Origin of the sequence: Limnohabitans sp. (assembly GCF_046052825.1) — a bacterium.
GTDB lineage: Bacteria > Pseudomonadota > Gammaproteobacteria > Burkholderiales > Burkholderiaceae_C > Limnohabitans.
The window spans coordinates 1-20,766 of sequence record NZ_JAVLFP010000089.1; the positions used below are offsets into that span (position 1 = coordinate 1).

Annotated in this window: 23 protein-coding genes and 2 rRNA genes; 23 read left to right on the plus strand and 2 right to left on the minus strand. The window is 59.1% G+C overall.

The window, feature by feature from the left end; genetic code table 11:
* Both ACKWJN_RS14495 and rrf read left to right on the plus strand, forming a co-directional pair.
* A 23S ribosomal RNA gene (locus ACKWJN_RS14495) occupies positions 1–76 on the plus strand; the annotation flags it as partial.
* A gap of 132 nt (positions 77–208) precedes the next feature.
* Positions 209–321 (plus strand): 5S ribosomal RNA (rrf, locus tag ACKWJN_RS14500).
* Positions 322–369: 48 nt separating this feature from the next.
* Here the strand turns inward: rrf and ACKWJN_RS14505 are convergent.
* Positions 370–1,287 carry an MBL fold metallo-hydrolase gene (locus ACKWJN_RS14505; RefSeq protein ID WP_408598051.1) on the minus strand — a complete coding sequence of 306 codons (918 nt, stop codon included), beginning with the start codon at positions 1,285–1,287 and terminating at the stop codon, positions 370–372.
* Between the two features lie 138 nt (positions 1,288–1,425).
* Between ACKWJN_RS14505 and ACKWJN_RS14510 the strand changes: the two genes are divergently transcribed.
* The 20 genes from ACKWJN_RS14510 to ACKWJN_RS14605 all read left to right on the plus strand — a co-directional run bounded on the left by ACKWJN_RS14510 (position 1,426) and on the right by ACKWJN_RS14605 (position 19,185).
* Positions 1,426–2,561 (plus strand): IS3 family transposase gene (locus ACKWJN_RS14510; protein WP_408598053.1). Its coding sequence is split into 2 segments (ribosomal slippage): positions 1,426–1,669 and positions 1,669–2,561, totalling 1,137 coding nucleotides; the frame shifts between segments, so codons are not numbered across the junction.
* 94 nt (positions 2,562–2,655) lie between these two features.
* Positions 2,656–3,381: a GNAT family N-acetyltransferase gene (locus tag ACKWJN_RS14515; RefSeq protein ID WP_408598055.1), complete on the plus strand. Its 726-nt coding sequence runs from the start codon at positions 2,656–2,658 to the stop codon at positions 3,379–3,381.
* Between the two features lie 63 nt (positions 3,382–3,444).
* Complete coding sequence (locus tag ACKWJN_RS14520) at positions 3,445–4,326, plus strand: HlyC/CorC family transporter (protein WP_408598057.1); 882 nt, start codon at positions 3,445–3,447, stop codon at positions 4,324–4,326.
* Positions 4,327–4,415: 89 nt separating this feature from the next.
* A complete protein-coding gene (gene lnt / locus ACKWJN_RS14525) occupies positions 4,416–5,948 on the plus strand; it encodes an apolipoprotein N-acyltransferase (protein WP_408598059.1) in 1,533 nt (510 codons plus the stop codon).
* Positions 5,949–6,065: 117 nt separating this feature from the next.
* Positions 6,066–6,971: a glycine--tRNA ligase subunit alpha gene (glyQ, locus tag ACKWJN_RS14530; protein WP_408598061.1), complete on the plus strand. Its 906-nt coding sequence runs from the start codon at positions 6,066–6,068 to the stop codon at positions 6,969–6,971.
* A 2-nt stretch (positions 6,972–6,973) separates the two neighbouring features.
* Positions 6,974–9,115 carry a glycine--tRNA ligase subunit beta gene (gene glyS / locus ACKWJN_RS14535; protein ID WP_408598063.1) on the plus strand — a complete coding sequence of 714 codons (2,142 nt, stop codon included), beginning with the start codon at positions 6,974–6,976 and terminating at the stop codon, positions 9,113–9,115.
* Positions 9,116–9,157: 42 nt separating this feature from the next.
* Complete coding sequence (gene gmhB, locus ACKWJN_RS14540) at positions 9,158–9,766, plus strand: D-glycero-beta-D-manno-heptose 1,7-bisphosphate 7-phosphatase (RefSeq protein WP_408598065.1); 609 nt, start codon at positions 9,158–9,160, stop codon at positions 9,764–9,766.
* On the plus strand, positions 9,766–10,512 hold the full coding sequence (locus tag ACKWJN_RS14545) for a lysophospholipid acyltransferase family protein (RefSeq protein WP_408598067.1): 747 nt from the start codon (positions 9,766–9,768) through the stop codon (positions 10,510–10,512). Before gmhB ends, ACKWJN_RS14545 begins: the two co-directional genes overlap by 1 nt.
* Before the next feature lie 10 nt (positions 10,513–10,522).
* The gene (locus ACKWJN_RS14550) at positions 10,523–11,452 is read left to right on the plus strand and encodes a M48 family metallopeptidase (RefSeq protein WP_408598069.1); all 930 of its coding nucleotides are present in this window, start codon (positions 10,523–10,525) and stop codon (positions 11,450–11,452) included.
* 68 nt (positions 11,453–11,520) lie between these two features.
* Positions 11,521–11,970 (plus strand): MerR family transcriptional regulator, encoded by a 450-nt coding sequence (locus tag ACKWJN_RS14555; RefSeq protein ID WP_408598071.1) that lies wholly within the window; start codon positions 11,521–11,523, stop codon positions 11,968–11,970.
* Positions 11,967–12,422, plus strand: a complete 456-nt coding sequence (locus ACKWJN_RS14560) for a PaaI family thioesterase (RefSeq protein WP_408598072.1) — start codon at positions 11,967–11,969, stop codon at positions 12,420–12,422. Before ACKWJN_RS14555 ends, ACKWJN_RS14560 begins: the two co-directional genes overlap by 4 nt.
* A gap of 20 nt (positions 12,423–12,442) precedes the next feature.
* Positions 12,443–13,624 carry an isovaleryl-CoA dehydrogenase gene (locus ACKWJN_RS14565; RefSeq protein ID WP_408598074.1) on the plus strand — a complete coding sequence of 394 codons (1,182 nt, stop codon included), beginning with the start codon at positions 12,443–12,445 and terminating at the stop codon, positions 13,622–13,624.
* 29 nt (positions 13,625–13,653) lie between these two features.
* Complete coding sequence (gene can / locus ACKWJN_RS14570; protein WP_408598076.1) at positions 13,654–14,316, plus strand: carbonate dehydratase; 663 nt, start codon at positions 13,654–13,656, stop codon at positions 14,314–14,316.
* A gap of 49 nt (positions 14,317–14,365) precedes the next feature.
* Positions 14,366–15,547 (plus strand): acetyl-CoA C-acyltransferase, encoded by a 1,182-nt coding sequence (locus ACKWJN_RS14575; protein ID WP_408598078.1) that lies wholly within the window; start codon positions 14,366–14,368, stop codon positions 15,545–15,547.
* A 12-nt stretch (positions 15,548–15,559) separates the two neighbouring features.
* Positions 15,560–16,225, plus strand: coding sequence for an SDR family oxidoreductase (locus ACKWJN_RS14580; protein WP_408598080.1), 666 nt, complete (start codon positions 15,560–15,562; stop codon positions 16,223–16,225).
* Between the two features lie 30 nt (positions 16,226–16,255).
* Positions 16,256–17,386 (plus strand): acyl-CoA dehydrogenase family protein, encoded by a 1,131-nt coding sequence (locus tag ACKWJN_RS14585; protein WP_408598082.1) that lies wholly within the window; start codon positions 16,256–16,258, stop codon positions 17,384–17,386.
* Entirely contained in the window at positions 17,383–17,805 is a 423-nt protein-coding gene (locus ACKWJN_RS14590) for a YchJ family protein (RefSeq protein WP_408598084.1), read from the plus strand. The genes ACKWJN_RS14585 and ACKWJN_RS14590 overlap by 4 nt, the downstream gene beginning before the upstream one ends.
* 27 nt (positions 17,806–17,832) lie before the next feature.
* Complete coding sequence (locus ACKWJN_RS14595; RefSeq protein ID WP_408598086.1) at positions 17,833–18,474, plus strand: HAD family hydrolase; 642 nt, start codon at positions 17,833–17,835, stop codon at positions 18,472–18,474.
* Between the two features lie 55 nt (positions 18,475–18,529).
* A complete protein-coding gene (locus ACKWJN_RS14600) occupies positions 18,530–18,781 on the plus strand; it encodes an antitoxin (protein ID WP_408598087.1) in 252 nt (83 codons plus the stop codon).
* Positions 18,778–19,185 (plus strand): type II toxin-antitoxin system VapC family toxin, encoded by a 408-nt coding sequence (locus tag ACKWJN_RS14605; RefSeq protein ID WP_408598089.1) that lies wholly within the window; start codon positions 18,778–18,780, stop codon positions 19,183–19,185. The genes ACKWJN_RS14600 and ACKWJN_RS14605 overlap by 4 nt, the downstream gene beginning before the upstream one ends.
* An 8-nt stretch (positions 19,186–19,193) precedes the next feature.
* Here the strand turns inward: ACKWJN_RS14605 and ACKWJN_RS14610 are convergent, their stop codons facing one another.
* Positions 19,194–20,237 (minus strand): AraC family transcriptional regulator, encoded by a 1,044-nt coding sequence (locus tag ACKWJN_RS14610; protein WP_408598091.1) that lies wholly within the window; start codon positions 20,235–20,237, stop codon positions 19,194–19,196.
* A 99-nt stretch (positions 20,238–20,336) separates the two neighbouring features.
* Here ACKWJN_RS14610 and ACKWJN_RS14615 point away from each other — a divergent pair.
* Positions 20,337–20,766, plus strand: a 430-nt coding sequence (locus ACKWJN_RS14615; RefSeq protein ID WP_408598093.1) for a carboxyl transferase domain-containing protein, incomplete at its 3' end; no start/stop codon positions are given.

Here is a 20,766-nt window from a genome sequence, read left to right on the forward strand (position 1 = left end):
ACGTTGATAGGTCAGGTGTGGAAGCGCAGTAATGCGTTAAGCTAACTGATACTAATTGCTCGTGCGACTTGACCCTATAACTTTGATTCAGAAATGATCAAGGAAGTTATGCCAAGTGACGCATTCAAAAATGGTCGAAAGATCAAAAGCTAATTCCAAACTCTATGAATTCGTTGCCTTGACACAGTCAAGGTGACAACAAGTTATGCCTGATGACCATAGCAAGTTGGTACCACTCCTTCCCATCCCGAACAGGACCGTGAAACGACTTAGCGCCGATGATAGTGCGGGTTCCCGTGTGAAAGTAGGACATCGTCAGGCTATTACAGCCCTCAGAAACCCCCACTCAGTGAGTGGGGGTTTTTGTTTTTATATGTTCGTTAGAACTGAGTCATTGCGTTTGATTGCACCGCCTTTTTCAAGGCTGGCCAATAGTTCATCAAGCCATGCATCGAATTGCTGATGTGGTGCATACCGGTATTGCAGTGTTTTTAAATAATCACATCCATAAGCCCATTGCTGGAACATAGTGATCTGGGTAGTTTGTAATTCAAGCAATTTAAATTTGATTAGCACTTTCGCGGCGTAGCTCGCATGCTTTCTTGGATCTGCACGAAAACTGGCGAGCCGTGACCGGGCGTTTGTAAGCGCCACTGCGATGTCTTGAAAAACTGCGCCATGGCCTGGGATCACCAACGTGACGTTCAGTGATTCAATCAAGTCAAGCGTTTTGCCCACTTCATCAAATGCTTCAATCCCTTCAATTTCAGGGAAAACAACGCCGAATCCGTTTTCCCAAAGTGCATCTGCAGAAATCAATACGCCAGTCTCTTCGCAGTAAAGAATCACAGAATGCGGGTCGTGTCCGGGTGCGGCAAGTACCAGCCACTCGTGATGCGCCACGGTGAAACGATCACCCGAAGAAATAACACCGTCCGCCGTGAACTGAGGGCAATATTGCCCGGTTGGGGTGTAGGTCAGCGAAGCAGGATCCCAGTCGAAGACAAAATTCGCGTGACCCGGTGGCACCAGAGTCTCCAAAGCCGGAAATGCGCTTTGCAGTGCTGCATTCCCGCCACAATGGTCGCTGTGCAGGTGCGTATTGATGATTTGAGTCAAAGGCTGAGGACCAAGCCGAGAACGCACAAGATCAAGTGTTTGCGCACTGTGCGTCCAATACCCGGTATCGACCAAAATTGCTTGGTGAGAATCTTGCAGCAAGACGTTGTTTGCCGACAACCAGCCTCGCTGGAATAAGGTCAAACCAGTTGGTAAAGTTAAATTCAATGGATGTTGCGTATTGAGTGGCTATCGCTGTACTTTACTGGCATTCCCCCAAATCAGTAGACAAATATGATGTCAAAACTGGACTTCCCACGGTGCAGTAGACAGCTCGGGCCTATGATTTCTTCATAGGAGCAGACCATGTCACCACCACGTTTTACCCCTGAATTTAAGGACGAAGCAGTTCGTCAAATCACCGAGCGAGGCTATTCAGTCGCTGATGTCTCAGCAAGGCTTGGCGTTTCAGCACACAGCCTCTACAAGTGGGTTAATGCTGTTAAGCCAGACAAAACAGATCAGCAAGCCTCCGAGCTGCTCGCTGCAAAAAGTGAAATTCTCAGACTAAGAGCTCAACTTCATCGTTCAGAGGAGGAGCGCGATATTCTAAAAAAGGCCGCTCGGTACTTTGCAAGGGAGCTCGAGTGAAGTACCGTTTCTTCAATGAGCATCGACACGAATACAGAGTCGCAACAATGTGTCGGGTATTGAAGGTTGCGCGTGCAGGTTTCTATGCCTGGCTACACCAACCAAACTCAAAACGTGCGATTCAAGACGAACGCCTACTTGAGCTGATCCGTGACTCATATGTGGCCAGTGGCGGCGTCTACGGTTCGCCGCGCGTGTTTGCTGATTTACGAGAGGCTGGCGAGACATGCGGCAAGCATCGCGTGGAGCGAATCATGCGTAACAACAAGATACAAGCCATACGCGGCTATAAAAGCCCAAAGACAGTCAAGGGCCGGCCGTCAATTCTTGCGCCAAACCGTGTCAATCGAGAATTCACAGTCGACGCGCCCGACCGTGTATGGGTCACGGACATTACCTACATTCGAACATGGCAGGGCTGGCTGTATTTGGCAGTTGTTTTGGACTTGCACTCGCGTGGGGTGGTTGGCTGGTCCATGAAGCCTACGATTGCAAAAGAATTGGTCTTAGATGCCTTAATGATGGCGGTTTGGCGACGTAAACCCAAGCAAGAGGTAATAGTACATTCGGATCAAGGCAGTCAATACGGCAGTGATGATTGGAAACGGTTTTGCGATGCAAACCAACTGTTGCCGAGCATGAGTCGTCGCGGCAATTGTTGGGATAACGCAGTAGCTGAATCGTTCTTCAGTTCTTTGAAAAAAGAGCGTATTCGAAAGCGTATTTACAAAACTCGAGATTTGGCCCGAGGAGATGTATTTGATTACATCGAAGCTTTTTACAATCGAACCCGACGCCATAGCCATCTGGGAGGCGTTAGTCCAGAGGCGTTTGAACGCGCCTCAATTTGAGGCTTGAGTTTGTCTACCGTTGCGTGGGAAGTCCAGTCTGAACTTCAGACCCCATCACAGACACGAAATAGGGAAAACCCTTATAATGCTGGCTATGACACTGACACACACACTGGCCCGCACAACCGTTGAGGCGGGACGTCACTTGTTACGTTTGACAGGACTTCCACAAGAGATCAAGCCGGACACGGAGGGTGTGTTGATACCCATTTGTCATTTAGGTCCAGAGCAATTGCCGAAAATCAGGCGTCATTTACTGGCGTTGTCTTCACACGACCGATATTTGCGTTTTGGCTATGCTGCGAACGACGAACAAATCACACGCTACATCGACGGACTCAACTTTGAGCGCGATGAAATCTACGGCATCTTCAATCGAAACCTTCATATCGTGGCCATGGCCCATCTCGCCTTGATGGAAGCGCCCGGTCGTCCTTCCAGTGCTGAGTTTGGTGTGTCTGTTTTGGCCTATGCACGTGGACGAGGGTATGGTGCACGACTCTTCGAACGTGCCGTCATGCACGCACGCAACGAAAAAGTCTCGGAAATCTACATCCATGCCTTGAGTGAAAACGCACCGATGATTTGGATCGCGCGAAAAAGTGGCGCCACCTTAGAGCGTGATGGATCAGAAACAGAGGCCTACTTGAGTTTGCCAAAGCGCGACTTGGACAGTCGCGTCACTGAACTTGTGGTGGATCAATATGCAAAAGTCAACTACAGCATCAAAGAGGATGCCAAAAGATTTTGGGACTTCTTGTCCAAGGTGCAGGAAATCCGCCAAGGTGTTCGCACCAGCCGACATCAATCTGCGGAGTAACTTGTCATCCGCTTGGGCTATGCTTGAGCCTTAACGACTCTCGCGGCAGTACGCCGCACCACAGTGACCGATCCGCATTACCGAGACGCAGCACCAGTTGACAAACGCAGTTACTGGCAGAGGCTGATTGAATTCATTCATCCCGGCCCCGATTCCCGCGAAGAACTGATGGACGCATTGTCCGATGCAGAAGACAACCACGTCATCGGCGCAGAAAGCCGCGTCATGCTCGAAGGTGTGTTGCGCATGGCCGACTTGACCGCAGGCGACGTGATGGTCGCCGCGCCGCGCATGGACTTGATTGACATCGACGCCACCCTTGACGACAGCTTGCACCAAGTCATCGACACTGGACACTCCCGATTTCCAGTCTTTGAAAATGAGCGCGACAACATGGTGGGCATCCTGTTGGCCAAGGACTTGCTCAAGCTACAGCGTTCCCCCACATTGAATGTGCGCACCCTGTTAAGGCCCCCTGTTTTTGTTCCCGAAAGCAAGGGGCTCAACGATTTGTTGCGTGAGTTTCGCAATACGCGCAACCACATGGCGTTGGTGGTCGATGAATTTGGTCGCATCGCTGGACTCATCACCATCGAAGACGTGTTGGAACAAATCGTTGGAGACATCGAAGACGAGTTCGACCAAGCAGAAGACGCCGGTGACATCTTTGCTTTGGCTGACCGAACCTACCGGGTCAGCGGCGACACGTCCATCGAACGCGTGACCGAAGCTTTTGAAATTGAACCCCGTCATGATGAAGACGCGGGCGAAAACAACAAATTCGACACCATTGGCGGCTTCATTGCCCATGAAATGGGCCATGTGCCACGACGTGGCGAACACTTCGACTGGCTGCAACTGCGCTTTGAGGTGCTGCACACAAAAGCGGGGGCCGTGAAGTGGTTCAAGGTCTACCCCGCGCCACTCAAAGAGCCTAAGTCTTAATTCACATGGTTGTGAGCCTGCGCCACACCTCTCTGCACCTGAGCTGGGTAGTTGGTCTGATCGTTCTCGGCGTGGCTCAAGCTTTGGCCATGGCTTGGCCTTTTGCGGGGGACTGGCAAGGGAAGACCTCCGGTTGTCTGCAGCTCATCAGTTTGACCGGATTTGCCTTATCACTGGTGCGTTGTACCAGCGCCAAGCAGGCTTTTTGGGCAGGCTGGTGGTTCGCCACCGCTTGGTTGGTGGCCAGCACCTGGTGGCTCTACATTTCGATGCACAACTATGGCGGGCTGCCTGCCCTCTTGGCCGCTTTGGCGGTCTTCCTTTTGGCGGCTGGCTTATCTCTCATTTACGCCACTGCAAGTTGGATCTACCACCGCCTCTGTGCGCAAAATGCCTGCGTCATGCAGCGAGCCCTTGCGTTCTCAGCCGTTTGGCTCTTGGCTGAGTTGGTGCGTGGCACCCTGTGGACCGGTTTTCCGTGGGCGGCTGCAGGGTACGCGCATGTGGACAGCATGCTGCGCGAATGGGCGCCTTGGGTCGGCGTCTATGGGCTGAGTGCCATCAGTGCTGGGCTCGCCATGTGGGGAGCCGCGTGCTGGACAAAAAAAGGCGTCACGCCACTGCGCTGGCGTGACCTCGGCGGTTGGCCTGGACTGCTGGTCGTCGGCGTGATGGGCGTGACGTGGGGCACATCCCCTTTGCAGCAACCACCGCCTCAGGCTTTGCGCGCAAAGCCGGCATTGACCGTCACCTTGTTGCAAGGCAACGTGCCACAAGACCTGAAATTTGGCGCCGGTGTCAGCATGGCGTTGCACGATTACCAAGAGGCTTTGCTGCACAACAGAGCTGACCTCATCGTCACGCCCGAAACCGCCGTGCCGTTGTTGCCTGAGTTGTTGCCCGACGGCTATTGGGCGATCTTGCAGCAGCGGTATGCACAAGGTCAACAGGCGGCCTTGGTGGGTTTGCCCATGCGCACGCGCGACGGTGAAGGCCGTCTGCGCTACACCAACTCAGCCCTGGCCCTTTTTCCTGGCCAAGACAACGCGATGTATCGTTACGACAAACACCACCTGGTGCCCTTTGGCGAATTTGTGCCTCCGATGTTTCGCTGGTTTGTTGACCTCATGCACATTCCTTTAGGCGATTTTTCCCGGGGCGCTGTGTCGCAGCCCCCACTGCTTTGGCATGGCGAACGCATCGCCCCCAACGTTTGTTACGAGGACTTGTTTGGCGAAGAACTGGCACAAAGCTTTGCCAACCCCGCCACGTCGCCTACCGTGATGGTCAACCTCAGCAACATCGCTTGGTTCGGAGACACGGTCGCCATCGACCAGCACTTGAACATCTCGCGCATGCGCACCCTGGAGCTCGGGCGCCCTATGCTGCGCGCCACCAACACGGGCGCCACCGCCATCATCAACGCCCAAGGGGTGGTCACGCACCGCTTGCCCAGTGGTGTTCAAGGCGCGCTCACAGCGCAGGTGCAAGGCGTCGATGGGCCGCCGACGCCCTATGCCCGTTGGGTGTCAACCTGGGGCTTGTGGCCCTTGGCCGTGTGGGCCGCTCTCGTCTTGTGTGCCTTGGCGTGGCGCCTGCACTGCAGTTCGTCACGCAAGTAGCAAGCACCAGCCACAGACACACCGGCAAAAAGCAGCGCTTCGCCCCGTAAAATCAAGGGTTGGCAGGCGTTTTGACCTGCACCCCTAACTTGCTGACCCACGGTCGGCTTTTGTTGCATGCTGACTTTTCAACAGATCATCCTCAAGCTCCAGACCTACTGGGCCGACCAAGGCTGCGCCTTGCTGCAACCCTACGACATGGAAGTCGGTGCCGGCACCTCGCACACCGCCACCTTCTTGCGTGCCCTCGGCCCCGAGCCCTGGAAAGCCGCCTATGTGCAGCCCAGCCGCCGCCCCAAGGATGGTCGCTATGGCGAAAACCCCAACCGCTTGCAGCACTATTACCAATACCAAGTGGTCTTGAAGCCCGCGCCCAGCAACATCTTGGAGCTGTACCTGGGCTCACTCGAAGCCCTCGGCTTTGACCTGAAGAAAAACGACATCCGTTTCGTCGAAGACGATTGGGAAAACCCCACCCTTGGCGCCTGGGGTTTGGGCTGGGAGGTTTGGCTCAACGGCATGGAAGTCACCCAGTTCACTTACTTCCAGCAAGTCGGTGGCATTGACTGTCAACCCATCACGGGTGAAATCACTTACGGCCTGGAGCGCCTGGCCATGTACCTGCAAGGGGTGGACAACGTCTACAACCTCACCTGGACCGATGGCTTGAGCTACGGTGACGTCTACAAACAAAACGAAGTCGAACAATCCACCTACAACTTCGAGCACAGCGACGCCGAGTTCTTGTTCTCCGCTTTTGGTGCACACGAAAAGCAAGCGCAGCACCTCATGACCGAACAACTCGCCTTGCCCGCTTACGAGCAAGTCCTCAAAGCCGCCCATACGTTCAACCTGCTCGACGCCCGTGGCGCCATCAGCGTCACCGAGCGTGCGGCCTACATCGGTCGCATCCGCAACCTGGCCCGTGCCGTGGCGCAAAGCTATTACGACAGCCGCGAGCGCCTGGGCTTTCCCATGGCCCCGCGCGAATGGGTGGCCCACATGCCAAAGAAAGCCGCCTGACCATGAGCAAAGCCAACCTATTGATCGAACTCTTCGTCGAAGAGCTGCCGCCCAAAGCCCTGCAAAAACTCGGCGATGCGTTTTCAAACGTCTTGCTGGAGCAGCTCAAAGCGCAAGGTCTTGCTTCGGCCGAGTCCATCGTTACCCCCTTTGCCTCGCCGCGTCGCTTGGCCGCGCACATCACCCACGTGGTGGCGCAAGCCGCAGACCGTGCCGTGCAACAAAAGCTCATGCCCGTCAGTGTGGGTTTGGACGCGAGTGGCAACCCCACCCCCGCCTTGCTTAAAAAATTGCAGGCCATCGGTGCCGGCCCCGAAGCTGTGGCGCAACTCAAGCGTGCGCCTGACGGCAAAGCCGAGGCCCTGTTTTACGACAGCGTGGCCCACGGTGCCAGCCTGGCCCAAGGCTTGCAAAAAGCCCTGGACGAAGCCATCGCCAAACTGCCCATCCCCAAAGTCATGAGCTACCAGTTGGAGTCTGACTGTGAACTGCCGGGCTGGAGCAGCGTCAAATTTGTGCGTCCTGCCCACAGCCTGGTGGCCTTGCATGGCAACACCGTGGTGCCTGTCAAAGCCTTGGGCTTGACCGCTGGCAACACCACCCAGGGTCACCGCTTTGAAGCCCGGGTGTCCCCCGTGGTGTTCCAACACGCCGACCATTACGCCGACACTTTGGCACAAGACGGTGCAGTCATCGCCAGCTTTGTTGAGCGTCGTGCCGACATCGCACGCCAACTTCTGGCCGCTGCGGCCCAAGTGGGCGGTGGCGTGCGCGCGATTGACGATGCAGCCTTGTTGGACGAAGTCACTGCCTTGGTGGAGCGCCCCAACGTGCTCGTCTGCGAGTTCGAGAAGCAGTTCCTCGACGTGCCGCAAGAGTGCCTCATCTTGACCATGAAGGCCAACCAAAAATATTTCCCGCTGCTCGACGCTTCAGGCAAGTTGACCCACCAATTCTTGGTGGTCAGCAACATCAGCCCAGATGACGCCAGCGCGGTGATTGGTGGCAACGAACGGGTGGTTCGTCCCCGCTTGGCCGACGCCAAATTCTTCTATGACCAAGACCGCAAAAAAACCTTGGCCTCTCGCGCGGACGGTTTGTCCAAGGTGGTTTACCACAACAAACTGGGCACGCAGGGCGAGCGCACCGAGCGCGTGCGCGCCACCGCGCTTGGCATTGCCCAGTTGCTCACCCAGACCAACACGGCCTTGGGCGGCGCGGCATTCATCCAGGCCGTCGACACCGCCGCCTTGTTGGCCAAGACCGACTTGCTCAGCGACATGGTGGGTGAGTTCCCCGAGCTGCAAGGCATCATGGGCGGCTACTACGCCCGCCACGATGGCTTGGGCGAGGACGTGGCCCAAGCCATCGAAGACCACTACAAACCCCGCTTTGCAGGGGACGCGTTGCCACGCAACCCGGTCGGCTTGGTGGTCGCCTTGGCCGACAAACTCGAAACCCTGGTGGGCATGTTTGGCATTGGCAACTTGCCCACGGGAGACAAAGACCCGTTTGCGCTGCGCCGTCATGCCTTAGGCCTCGTGCGCATGCTCAGCGAGGCCAACGTGCCGCTGGGAATGCAAGACGTCATCGCTCAAGCCGTGCCTGCCTTTGGCGGGCTCATCACCGACCCTTCGGTGGCCTTGACCGCTTTCATCTACGACCGCCTCTCTGGCAGCCTGCGCGAGCAAGGTTACAGCGCGCAAGAAGTCGAAGCCGTGTTGGCTCTGCACCCTCAGCGCTTGAGCGATGTCAGCCAACGTCTCACCGCCGTGCGTGCCTTCGCCGCCTTGCCGGAGGCGGCCGCCTTGGCCGCGGCCAATAAACGCATTGGCAACATCTTGAAAAAAGCACAAGAAGTCGACGCCCACGTCAGTGAGATCTTGTTGCAAGAGCCCGCCGAAAAAGCGCTCTACATCGCGATGCAACAGATCACACCGCTCGCCCAAAGCCAGTTTGAAGCGGGCGATTACACCGCCTCGTTGCAAACCCTGGCCGCCTTGCGCGAACCCGTGGATGCCTTCTTCGATGGCGTCATGGTCAACGCTGAGCAAATGGACTTGCGCCTCAACCGCCAAGGCTTGCTCAAGAGCCTGCACTTGGCCATGAACCAGGTGGCCGATCTCGCCTGCTTGGCCAGCTAAAGCAAGCAACGTCCAACGCAACGCCCAACGCACCGACCGACCATGCAGACCAAACTTGTCATCTTCGACCGCGACGGCACCATCAACCAAGACCGTGACGACTATGTCAAATCGGCCGACGAGTGGGTGCCCATGCCAGGCGTGCTGGACGCCATTGCACGGCTCAACCACGCGGGTTGGCACGTGGTGGTGGCCACCAATCAATCGGGCTTGGGGCGCGGTCTCTATGACATGGCCGCCCTCAACGCCATGCATGCCAAGATGCACAAGCTCTTGGCGGCGGCGGGGGGGCGCATCGATGCGGTGTTTTATTGCCCGCACAGCCCCGATGACAACTGCCATTGCCGTAAACCTGCGCCGGGCTTGTTTGAACAAATCGCAGAGCGCTATGGCATGGAGTTGACCCGCGTGCCGACGGTGGGCGACACCTTGCGCGACTTGCAAGCCGGCGCTGCTGCTGGATGCATGCCCCACTTGGTGCTCACAGGCAAAGGCGAAAAATACCGAGGCCAAGAACTCCCCCCTGAATTCCCCCCTGGCACCCTGGTGCACACCGATGTGTCCGCCTTTGCCGATTGGCTGTTGCTGCAACCAGAGCCTGCCAGCAAAACCTCAGGCAAATCGTCGTCCAAGTCGGGCAGCCGCGCATGATGGCCGTTCTTCGCTCGGTCCTGCACATGGCGGTGATGTTCTTCACCATCATTCCCTACGCCTCGCTCATCGTGATCGCCTCGCTGTGTGGCGCGCGAGGCGACACCCTCTACCGATGGGCGGCGCGGTGGCTGCGTTTGAGCATCGATGCGGCCCGCATCATCATGGGCATTCGTTACCAAATCCAAGGCCAAGAAAACTTGCCCGATGGCGCCACCAGCCCTGCCATTTTGTTGGTCAAACACCAGTCGACCTACGAGACGTTTTTGATGCCAGCCATCATGCCGCACCCCATCGCCTATGTGTTCAAAAAAGAGCTGCTGTATGTGCCTTTTTTTGGCTGGGCCATTGGCAAGCTCGACATGATCCACATTGATCGCAGCCAACGCGCCAAAGCCTTTGCCAAAGTGGTCGAACAGGGGCAAGCGCTGCTGGCCAAAGGCGTCTGGGTCACCATGTTCCCGGAAGGCACCCGCATTCCTCGGGGTCAGCGCGGGCAGTACAAAAGCGGCGGCACACGCTTGGCCGTGGCCACCGGCGCGCCCGTCATTCCAGTGGCCATCACCTCGGCCAAATGCTGGCCGCGTCGCGCCTTCATCAAGCACCCGGGCGTGGTCGACGTGTCCATTGGCAAGCCCATTCCAAGTTTAGGTCGCGAACCGGACGAGCTGATGCGTGAAGTCGAGCACTGGATCGAATCAGAAATGCATCGCCTCGACCCCGAGGCCTACGCGCCCAAGCCGTGAGCACCCTCGCATGAGCCGCTTCTTGCAACTCGTGCTCGACCTGTTTGACAGCGCCGTGCCGGGGGGGCAGCCGCAGCCTGCGGCGAGCGCTACCACCGAAGCCACAAAGCTGCCCCACCAGCCGGTGCAGAACCAGCCCCCGGTGGCCCGCTTCTCTGGGGAGCCCTTAGACAACGTTTTGCCTTCTGCGCAATTTACCCATCCGCGAGCCACCCGGCGCATCCAGTTGGGGCACACCGACATTGCCTATGCCTTTCGTCGCAGCAAGCGTCGCACCATCGGCATGGCCATCGGTCCCGATGGTTTGGAGGTGAGTGCGCCACGCTGGGTCAGCTTGGGAGAGGTGGAGTCTGCCCTGCGAGAAAAAGCCGATTGGATTGGCCGCAAGTTGGTCGAGATGGGCGAGCGTCAACAACAACTGGGCGCCGCCCGCATCGACTGGCGCGATGGCGTGGTGTTGCCCTACCTCGGTGAACAGCTTCAAGTGCGCCTCGACTCCAGTGCCACCTTGAAGAAGCACAGTGCGCAGTTCGAGCCGTCGGCGCCCCTGCACACCTTGCGTCTTGGACTGCCGCACCACGCCACGCCAGAACAAATCCGCGACGCGGTGCAAGCCTGGCTGATGCGGCAGGCCAAAGCGTTGTTCACCGAACGGCTCAACCACTTTGCGCCACAACTTGGGGTTCAGTGGCAGCGCTTGTCACTCAGCAGTGCCGCCACCCGTTGGGGCAGTGCCAGCGCCAACGGCGCCATACGACTCAACTGGCGTTTGCTGCACCACAAGCTGGCGGTGATCGACTACGTGGTGGCGCATGAACTGAGCCACCTGCGTGTGATGGACCACAGCCCCCGCTTTTGGGACACAGTCCAAAGCGTCATGCCCGATTACGCGCAACGCCGACGCGTCTTGAAAGAAGAATTGCTGCCCCCCTGGCATTGAGTTTCATGGGTGTTGAATTTACCCGTCATAATTGACGTTTACGTAAACGTCAACAGAGCATCCCACCCATGGCCACCACCTATTCCATCAGCGACTTGGCGCGTGAGTTCGACCTCACCACCCGCGCCATTCGCTTCTACGAAGACATGGGTTTGCTCCAACCCGAGCGCTCAGGACCCGGCGGGCGCAACCGTATTTATAGCCATCGCGACCGCACCCGCCTGAAACTCACCCTGCGGGCCAAGCGCCTGGGTTTGTCGCTGACCGAAGCCAAAGAGCTGATCGACATGTACGACAGCCCGCGTGACACCGGGCCGCAGTTGCAAAAATTCCTGCTGGTGCTTGCAGAGCACCGCCAACAACTCGAAGCACAAATGGCCGAGCTAGAGGCTAATCTCGACGAAGTCAAAGTCCACGAAAAAGAAGCCCGCAGCCTGCTGGCCAAGCAGGGCCTGAGCACGGGCAGTTCCGCCAAGTCAGCCAAAGCCCCAAAGTCAACCCAGGCCGCCCGCGCATGACCGAAGCGTCCCACGCCCCCAGCACAGCCGACGCATTGCGCCAACGTATTGAGGCGAGTTTTGTGCGCCAGGGCATGATGCGGCATCTGCAAGCGCGCCTGGTCTCGGTGGCGCCTGGTGAGGTCGAGATTGCGCTGCCCTACTCCGAGCGCGTCACCCAACAACAAGGCGGCTACCACGGCGGCGCCATGGGCGCTTTGGCGGACATTGCCGCTGGCTACGCCGGGCTCACTTGTGTGGCTGAAGGCATGGAGGTGGCCACGGTGGAATACAAGATCAATTTTTTGGCCGCCTTCAAAGACGGTGAATTGCGCGCCCGAGGCCATGTGGTGCGCGCTGGCAAGCGGCTCGTCATCACCACGGCCGAGGTGATTCATTTGGATGCCGACGGCACCGAGTCACCTTGCGCCTTGATGCAGCAGACCCTCGCGGTGGTCAAACAAACCTATTGATGTTTTTGCAGGAGACGCCCATGCACAACTTACCCGGCCTGAATTTTCAACTCGGCGACGACATCGACGCTTTGCGCGATGCCGTGCGCGACTTTGCCCAAACCGAGATCGCCCCACGCGCCGCCGAGATCGACCGCAACGACCAATTCCCCATGGACCTGTGGCGCAAGATGGGTGACTTGGGTGTGTTGGGCATCACCGTGGGCGAAGAATATGGCGGCGCCAACATGGGCTACCTGGCCCACATGATTGCGATGGAAGAAATCTCGCGTGCCTCCGCCAGCGTGGGCTTGAGCTATGGCGCGCACAGCAACTTGTGCGTCAACCAAATCAAGCGCAATGGCACCGAGGCACAGCGTCAAAAGTACTTGCCCCAACTCATCAGCGGCGAGCATGTGGGCGCGCTGGCCATGTCCGAGCCGGGCGCGGGCAGTGATGTGATCAGCATGAAGCTCAAAGCCGAGGACAAAGGCGGCTACTACCTGTTGAATGGAAGCAAGATGTGGATCACCAACGGCCCCGATGCCGACACCTTGGTGGTCTATGCCAAGAGCGAACCCGAGCTGGGTGCCCGAGGGGTCACCGCCTTCTTGATTGAAAAAGGCATGAAAGGTTTTTCCATCGCCCAAAAACTCGACAAACTGGGCATGCGCGGCAGCCACACCGGGGAGCTGGTGTTTCACAACGTTGAAGTGCCCGCTGAGAACATCCTGGGCGGTTTGAACAACGGCGCCAAGGTGTTGATGAGTGGCCTCGACTACGAGCGCGCTGTGCTCACGGGTGGCCCCTTGGGCATCATGCAGTCGGTGATGGACAACGTGATCCCCTACATCCACGACCGCCAACAGTTTGGCCAAAGCATTGGCGAGTTCCAGCTCATCCAAGGCAAAGTGGCCGACATGTACACCGTGTTGCAAGCGGGGCGCTCGTTTGCCTACACCGTCGCCAAAAACCTCGACCTGCTGGGCACCGACCACGTGCGTCAAGTGCGCAAAGACTGCGCCTCGGTCATTTTGTGGTGCGCCGAAAAAGCCACCTGGATGGCGGGCGAGGGCGTGCAGATTTTTGGTGGCAACGGCTACATCAACGACTATCCCCTGGGCCGCTTGTGGCGCGACGCCAAGCTGTACGAAATTGGTGCCGGCACCAGCGAAATTCGGCGCATGCTGATTGGTCGCGAATTGTTTGCCGAGACCTGTTAAACGCAGGGCTGGCTGGGCACAATCCACGCATGACCAATTCGCTCCAACACCTTTTTGACAACAACCGCGCCTGGGCGCACAGCATGGTCCAGCAGGACCCGGCGTATTTCAGCCGCCTGGCCAACCAGCAAAACCCCAAGTACCTGTGGATCGGCTGCTCCGACAGCCGTGTGCCCGCCAACCAGATCACGGGCTTAGACCCCGGTGAGGTGTTTGTCCACCGCAACGTGGCCAACGTGGTGGTCCACTCCGACTTGAATGCGCTGTCCGTGATTCAGTACGCGGTGGACGCGCTCAAGGTCGAGCACATCATGGTGGTTGGCCATTACGGGTGCGGTGGTGTGTTGGCCGCGACCCGAGGAACCCGTGTGGGCTTGGCCGACAACTGGTTGCGCCATGTGCAAGACGTGCGCTTGCGCCATCGCCAGCGCCTCAACCACTTGCCGCAAGAAGAGCTTGAGCGCGTCATGTGCGAGATGAACGTGATCGAGCAAGTGGGCAATGTGGCGCTCTCCAACGTGATGCAAGACGCCTGGAGTCGTCGCCAAAAAATCACCGTCCACGGTTGGATCTATGGCCTCGACGATGGACTGGTCAAAGACCTGGGCGTGAGCATGAACGGCTCACACGAAGTGGTCGATGTGTTTCGCAACGCATTCAAACGCTACCCGCGTGGTGGCACGGCGACCTGACCCGCGCTGGGCAGGACTTTGTTTTTTTGAACTTTCAGGAGACTTCTTTATGTCAGACCCCATCGTCATCGTCGGTGCAGCGCGCACCCCCATGGGCAGTTTCCAAAGCGACTTCGCGTCGCTGGCCGCACACGATTTGGGCGGTGTCGCCATTGCCGCCGCTGTCGCGCGTGCGGGCATCAACCCCGAATTGGTGACCGAGGTGTTGTTTGGCAACTGTTTGATGGCGGGTCAAGGTCAAGCGCCGGCGCGCCAAGCGGCCTTCAAAGGCGGTTTGCCCAAAAGCGCGGGCGCGGTCACCTTGTCCAAGATGTGTGGCTCGGGCATGCGTGCGGCCATGTTTGCGCACGACATGTTGGTGGCGGGTTCGCACGACGTGTTGGTGGCCGGGGGCATGGAGAGCATGACCAACGCACCGTACCTGCTGCCCAAAGCGCGCGGTGGTTACCGCATTGGCCACGACCGCATCTTTGACCACATGATGCTCGACGGGTTGGAAGACGCGTATGAACCTGGCCGCAGCATGGGCACGTTTGGTGAAGACTGCGCCGCCAAATACAGCTTCACTCGCGCCCAACAAGATGCCTTTGCCACCGCCAGCGTGGAGCGTGCCAAAGCCGCCACTGCTTCGGGCGCGTTTGCTGCCGAAATTGCGCCCGTCACCGTCAAGGGACGTGCCGGCGAGACCGTGATCTCGATCGACGAAGGCCCCGGCAAAGTCAAGCTCGACAAGATCGCCAGCCTCAAACCCGCTTTCAAAAAAGACGGCACCATCACCGCCGCCTCCAGCTCGTCCATCAACGACGGTGCGGCTGCGCTGGTGATGATGCGCGAGAGCACCGCCAAGAAGTTGGGTTGCACCCCGCTGGCGCGCATCGTCAGCCACGCCACCCACGCGCAAGAACCCGAGTGGTTTGCCACCGCTCCGGTGGGGGCCACCCAAAAAGCCTTGGCCAAGGCCGGGTGGTCGGTGGCCGATGTGGACCTGTGGGAAGTCAACGAAGCCTTTGCCGTGGTGCCCATGGCCTTGATGGCCGACCTGAAGGTGCCGCACGACAAGGTCAACGTCCACGGTGGCGCTTGTGCCTTGGGTCACCCCATCGGGGCCTCGGGTGCACGCATCATGGTCACGCTGATCCACGCACTCAAAGCGCGCGGCTTGACCAAAGGCCTGGCCACCTTGTGTATCGGGGGCGGCGAAGCCACCGCCGTGGCACTTGAAGTGTTTTGAGTGAGGCCTCGTATGCAAACCGTTTTGATCCTCGGTGCCTCGCGCGGCATTGGCTTGGCCTTGGCCCAGCAGTACGCGGCCGACGGCTGGCGTGTCATTGGCACGGCCCGTGACGATGCGGGCCGCGACCGTGTGTTGGCTGCGGGTGCCACCTGCTGGCGTGTGGATGTGTCCGACCCGGCCAGTGTTTCTTCTCTGGCTTGGCAGCTCGATGGCGAGTCGTTGGATGTGGCCATCTACGTGGCAGGCGTGATGGACCGTGCCAGTGCCCGCACGCCACCCACCCAAGACGCGTTTGACCGTGTGATGCACGCCAATGTCATGGGTGCCATGATGAGCGTGCCGCAAATTGCGCCCGCGGTCGAGTCCGCAGGCGGCGTGCTGGCGTTTATCAGCAGCCAAATGGGCAGTTTGCACACCACCCAGTCGGGTGACGCTGCGCTTTACCGCATCAGCAAAGCCGCGCTCAACATGGTCATGCGAACCTCCCAGCACGATTACCCGCGCGCCCACATGGTGGCCTTGCATCCGGGTTGGGTTCAAACCGACATGGGTGGCGGCAACGCCCCCTTGAGTGCCAGCGACAGTGCGCGCCATCTGCGGCATACCCTGGCCCACCTGAGCCCCGCGCAACGGGGACTGTTTTTGAACTACGACGGCCATGCCATCTCTTGGTGAGCTGACTTTATTCCCCTTGCTGGAGCCCCCATGCTGCTCAATGCCGACCAAGAAATGATCCGTGACGCCGTGCGCGACTTTGCCCAACAAGAGCTGTGGCCCCATGCCGCGCGCTGGGACAAAGAGCACCACTTCCCAGTCGGGGTGCACCAGGGCTTGGCCGCGCTCGGCGCGTATGGCATCTGCGTGCCCGAAGACTTAGGCGGTGCGGGCCTGGACTACCTGAGCCTGGCGGTGGTGTTGGAAGAAATTGCCGCTGGCGACGGCGGCACCAGCACGGCCATCAGCGTCACCAACTGCCCGGTCAACGCCATCCTCATGCGCTATGGCAATGAGGCCCAAAAGAAGCAATGGCTCACGCCCTTGGCGCAAGGGCAAATGCTGGGCGCGTTTTGTTTGACCGAGCCGCATGTGGGCTCGGACGCGTCGGCGCTCAGGACCAGCGCCACCAAAGAAGGCGACGCGTATGTGATCAACGGCGTCAAGCAGTTCATCACCAGTGGCAAGAACGGCCATGTGGCCATCGTCATTGCCGTCACCGACAAGGGTGCAGGCAAAAAAGGCATGAGCGCGTTCATCGTGCCCACCCACACCTCGGGCTACCACGTGGCGCGACTGGAAGACAAGCTGGGCCAGCACAGCAGCGACACCGCGCAAATCAACTTTGACCACTGCCGCATCCCCGCCGAGAACTTGATTGGTGCCGAAGGCGAGGGCTACAAGATTGCTCTCTCGGCCCTGGAAGGCGGACGCATTGGCATTGCCGCGCAAAGCATTGGCATGGCGCGCAGCGCCTTCGAGGTGGCCTTGCAGTACAGCAAAGACCGCGAGAGCTTTGGCACCGCCATCTTCAACCACCAGGCGGTGGGCTTTCGCTTGGCCGATTGCGCCACGCAACTCGAAGCGGCGCGTCAACTCATGTACCACGCGGCCAGTTTGCGCGACGCGGGCTTGCCGTGTTTGAAAGAGGCCGCCATGGCCAAGTTGTTTGCCAGCGAAACCGCCGAACGCGTGTGCAGTGCCGCCATTCAAACCTTGGGCGGCTATGGCGTGGTGGGCGATTTTCCGGTCGAGCGCATTTACCGCGACGTGCGTGTGTGCCAAATCTACGAAGGCACCAGCGACGTCCAAAAAATCATCATCCAGCGTGCGCTGGCGTGAGGGCCGTTGCCCTACCCGCAACGGGTGACGCGTGCCCCTGCGGCCAGCACAACGGCAAGCCGCGTGCGTTGAGCTATGTCCAGTGTTGCGGTCGTTTCATCGCGGCCTTTGACACGGTGCCAGCACCCACCGCCGAGGCCTTGATGCGCTCGCGCTACAGCGCGTTTGTGTTGCAAGACGCGGCCTACTTGCTCGCCACCTGGCATGCCAGCACGCGTCCTGCGGCGCTTGACTTTGAGCCAGTCCCGAAGTGGCTGGGGTTGGAGGTGCGTGCGCACCAGACCACAGGCGTCGACGCCGCCGAGGTCGAATTTGTGGCGCGCTATCGGGTGGAGGGCCGCGCGGTGCGCCTGCACGAGCGCAGCCGCTTTGTGCGCGAAGACGGACGCTGGTATTACGTGGACGGTGACCCGCGTTAGCGACCGACGGGCATCGATAATCACACCATGAAATTCGATGCTGTGTTGTTTGATTGCGATGGTGTGCTGGTGGACAGCGAAGCCATCACCTGTGGTGTGTTGCGCGACATGTTTGAAGAGTTGGGCTGGCAACTCACGCTGCAAGAGTGCATGGCCCACTTTGTGGGGCACACCGTGCGCACCCGCAAAGACCTGATCGAAGCCCACACCGGCCAGCCCTTCACCGAAGACTGGTTGCAAACCTTTTACCAGCGTCGCAATGTGCGGCTGGAAAACGAAATCACCGCCATCCCCCATGTCCACCAAGCCGTGGCGCACCTGCATGCCGTGCACCACGGGCAGATTGCCTGTGCCTCGGGCGCAGACCGCGTCAAGATCAACCTCATGCTGGCGCAAGTGGGCTTGTTCGATTTCTTTGACGGACGCATTTTCAGCGGCCACGAAGTACCACGCAGCAAACCTTTCCCCGATGTGTACCTGGCTGCCGCAGCGCACTTGGGCCAAGACCCCGCGCGCTGCTTGGCGATCGAAGACACGCCCATTGGCGTAGCAGCAGGCGTTGCCGCCGGTGCCACGGTCTGGGGTTATGCCGCGCATGGACAAGCTGACGCACTGCGCCAAGCGGGCGCGACGCATGTGTTTGACGACATGCGTGAGCTCTTGTCTTGACATGGCGTGTGCCGGTGCATATCATGAGATATATCGCCAGGCAAAGGGAGTCCACATGCACCAAACCGCCAAAGTATTTGTGACGGGCCGCAGCCAAGCGGTGCGCTTGCCATTGGAGTTCCGCTTCGATGTGCCCGAAGTGTTTATCCGGCACGACCCAGCCACGGGCGATGTCGTGTTGTCGCGCAAGCCCACCGATTGGCAAGGCCTGCTGGATGTGGTGGCTCAAAACAAGGACGAGGATGTGCTGATTGAGCGCCGTCAGACCCGTGCCCGGCGCGATCCTTTTGAGGGCGAGCAGGCATGAGCCAGCGCTTCATGCTCGATACCCATGTCGTCAGCCACATCATGCAGGGGCGTGATGCCCAATTGCTGGCGCGGTTGACGGCGGTTCCTGTTGGGCAAGCGGTCATGTCGAGCGTCACCTTGGCGGAGCTTGAATATGGCTTGCATCGCAAGGGACAGCCTGTTCGTTTGCGCAACGCCCTGACGCAAGTGCTGCTGCGAATGGACGTGTTGCCTTGGGACGAAGACGTTGCCATTTGCTACGGCAAGTTGTGCGCCACGCTGGAAGCACAAGGCATCAACCTGAGTGATTTCGACATGATGATTGCTGCCCACGCGATCACCGCGAAAGCAACACTGGTCAGCCGTGACAAGGCATTCGCACAAGTGCCTGCAAATCAATCTCTGCGTCTTGAGATTTGGTAGTTGCGCCCTCAGGCGCTCCTGAACGCATCCGGTGTCTGACCCGTCCAGCCTTTGAAGGCTCGGATGAAACTCTTTTCGTTCTGAAACCCCGCCGCTTGGGCGATTTGCTTGAGCGGACGTTGGCTGCGGTGCAGCAGGTCGATGGCCAAGTCGCGTCGCACCGCGTCTTTGAGCTGTTGCAAGGACGCACCTTCTTCTTTGAGCTGTCGATGCAACGTGCGGGTGGACAGGTTGAGCCATGCGGCCAAGTCGTCGGCATTGCGGCTGTGCTCGGGGTGTTGGGCCAAGGTGTGGCGCACCTTTTCCACCAACAAACGGTCGCGCCGATAGGGCCGCACCGTGAGGAGCAAGGCACGTTGCAGCATGCGTTGCAAAGCGGCTTCGTCGCGGCGCACAGGCAGGCTCAAATACCCGGCGTCAAACTGCAAGCTGTGCGTGGGCGCGTCAAACGCGGTGGGGCCGTCAAACAGCACGTGGTAGCTGGCGCGGTGCGCGGGCGCGGCAAATTGCAAGGTGGTGCGCAGCAGCGGGATGCGTGAGTCGGTCAACCAACACGCCACGCCCAAGGCATTGCGCAGCACCGACACCACGCAGAACTCGCGGTAGCCGCCCAGGTCTCGCGCTTCATGCAATTGCAGCTGCGCCACGCCGTCTTGCACGCGCACCTGCACGTCAATGTCTTGGGTCAACAAGCCGTGGTGGCGGCCCCAGCGTTTCAGTGCCACCCCCAGGTTGGGCGCGGTGAGCGAGGCCCGCACCAGCATGCCGTAGCTGCCCCAGGGCAGGCGGCGGCTGAACCAGCCCAGGCCCTCGTCGTCGAGTTCTTGCATGGCCGCGCCCGACACCACCTCCATTTGCGTGGCGGTGATGCGGGCCTTGGGTAGGCGCAAAAGTTTTGGCTCGATTTGTGCTGCGCGCAGGGCTGTTGCTGGGTCCAGGCCGCGTGCCGCGTAAGCCGCTGCAATGGCTTGCACAAAAGCAATGGGCGTCTCGGCGCGGCCGCGTGTGGTCGTCTGCGTGGGCATTGTTTTGGGGCGCGGTTCGTTTGGCATGGGTCGAATTTATTGTGGCACGATTTGCAACCATCCTGGCGCATCCCGTGCGCTCCTTGCGCCTACCCTGTGGGCTGATTTGAAAGAAGGCCGTTGCCCATGCCGCAGTTACACACCCAACTCAATCCCCGTTCTGCAGACTTTGCCGCCAACGCGCAAGCCATGCGGGCTTTGGTGGACGACCTGAACCTTCAGGTGGCGCAGGCCCAGCAAGGTGGCGGCGAGGCGGCGCGTGCCAAACACGTGGCGCGGGGCAAGCTGTTGCCGCGGGACCGGGTGCAGATGCTGCTCGACCCGGGCACGCCGTTTTTAGAGCTGGCACCGCTGGCCGCACTCCACATGTACAACAACGAGGCACCGAGCGCGGGCTTGATTGCAGGCATTGGCCGCGTCAGCGGAGTCGACTGCATGATCGTGTGCAACGACGCCACCGTCAAAGGCGGCACCTATTACCCGCTCACTGTGAAAAAGCATTTGCGCTGTCTCTTATACACATCTGACGCTGCCGACGATCTTACGCGTGTAGATC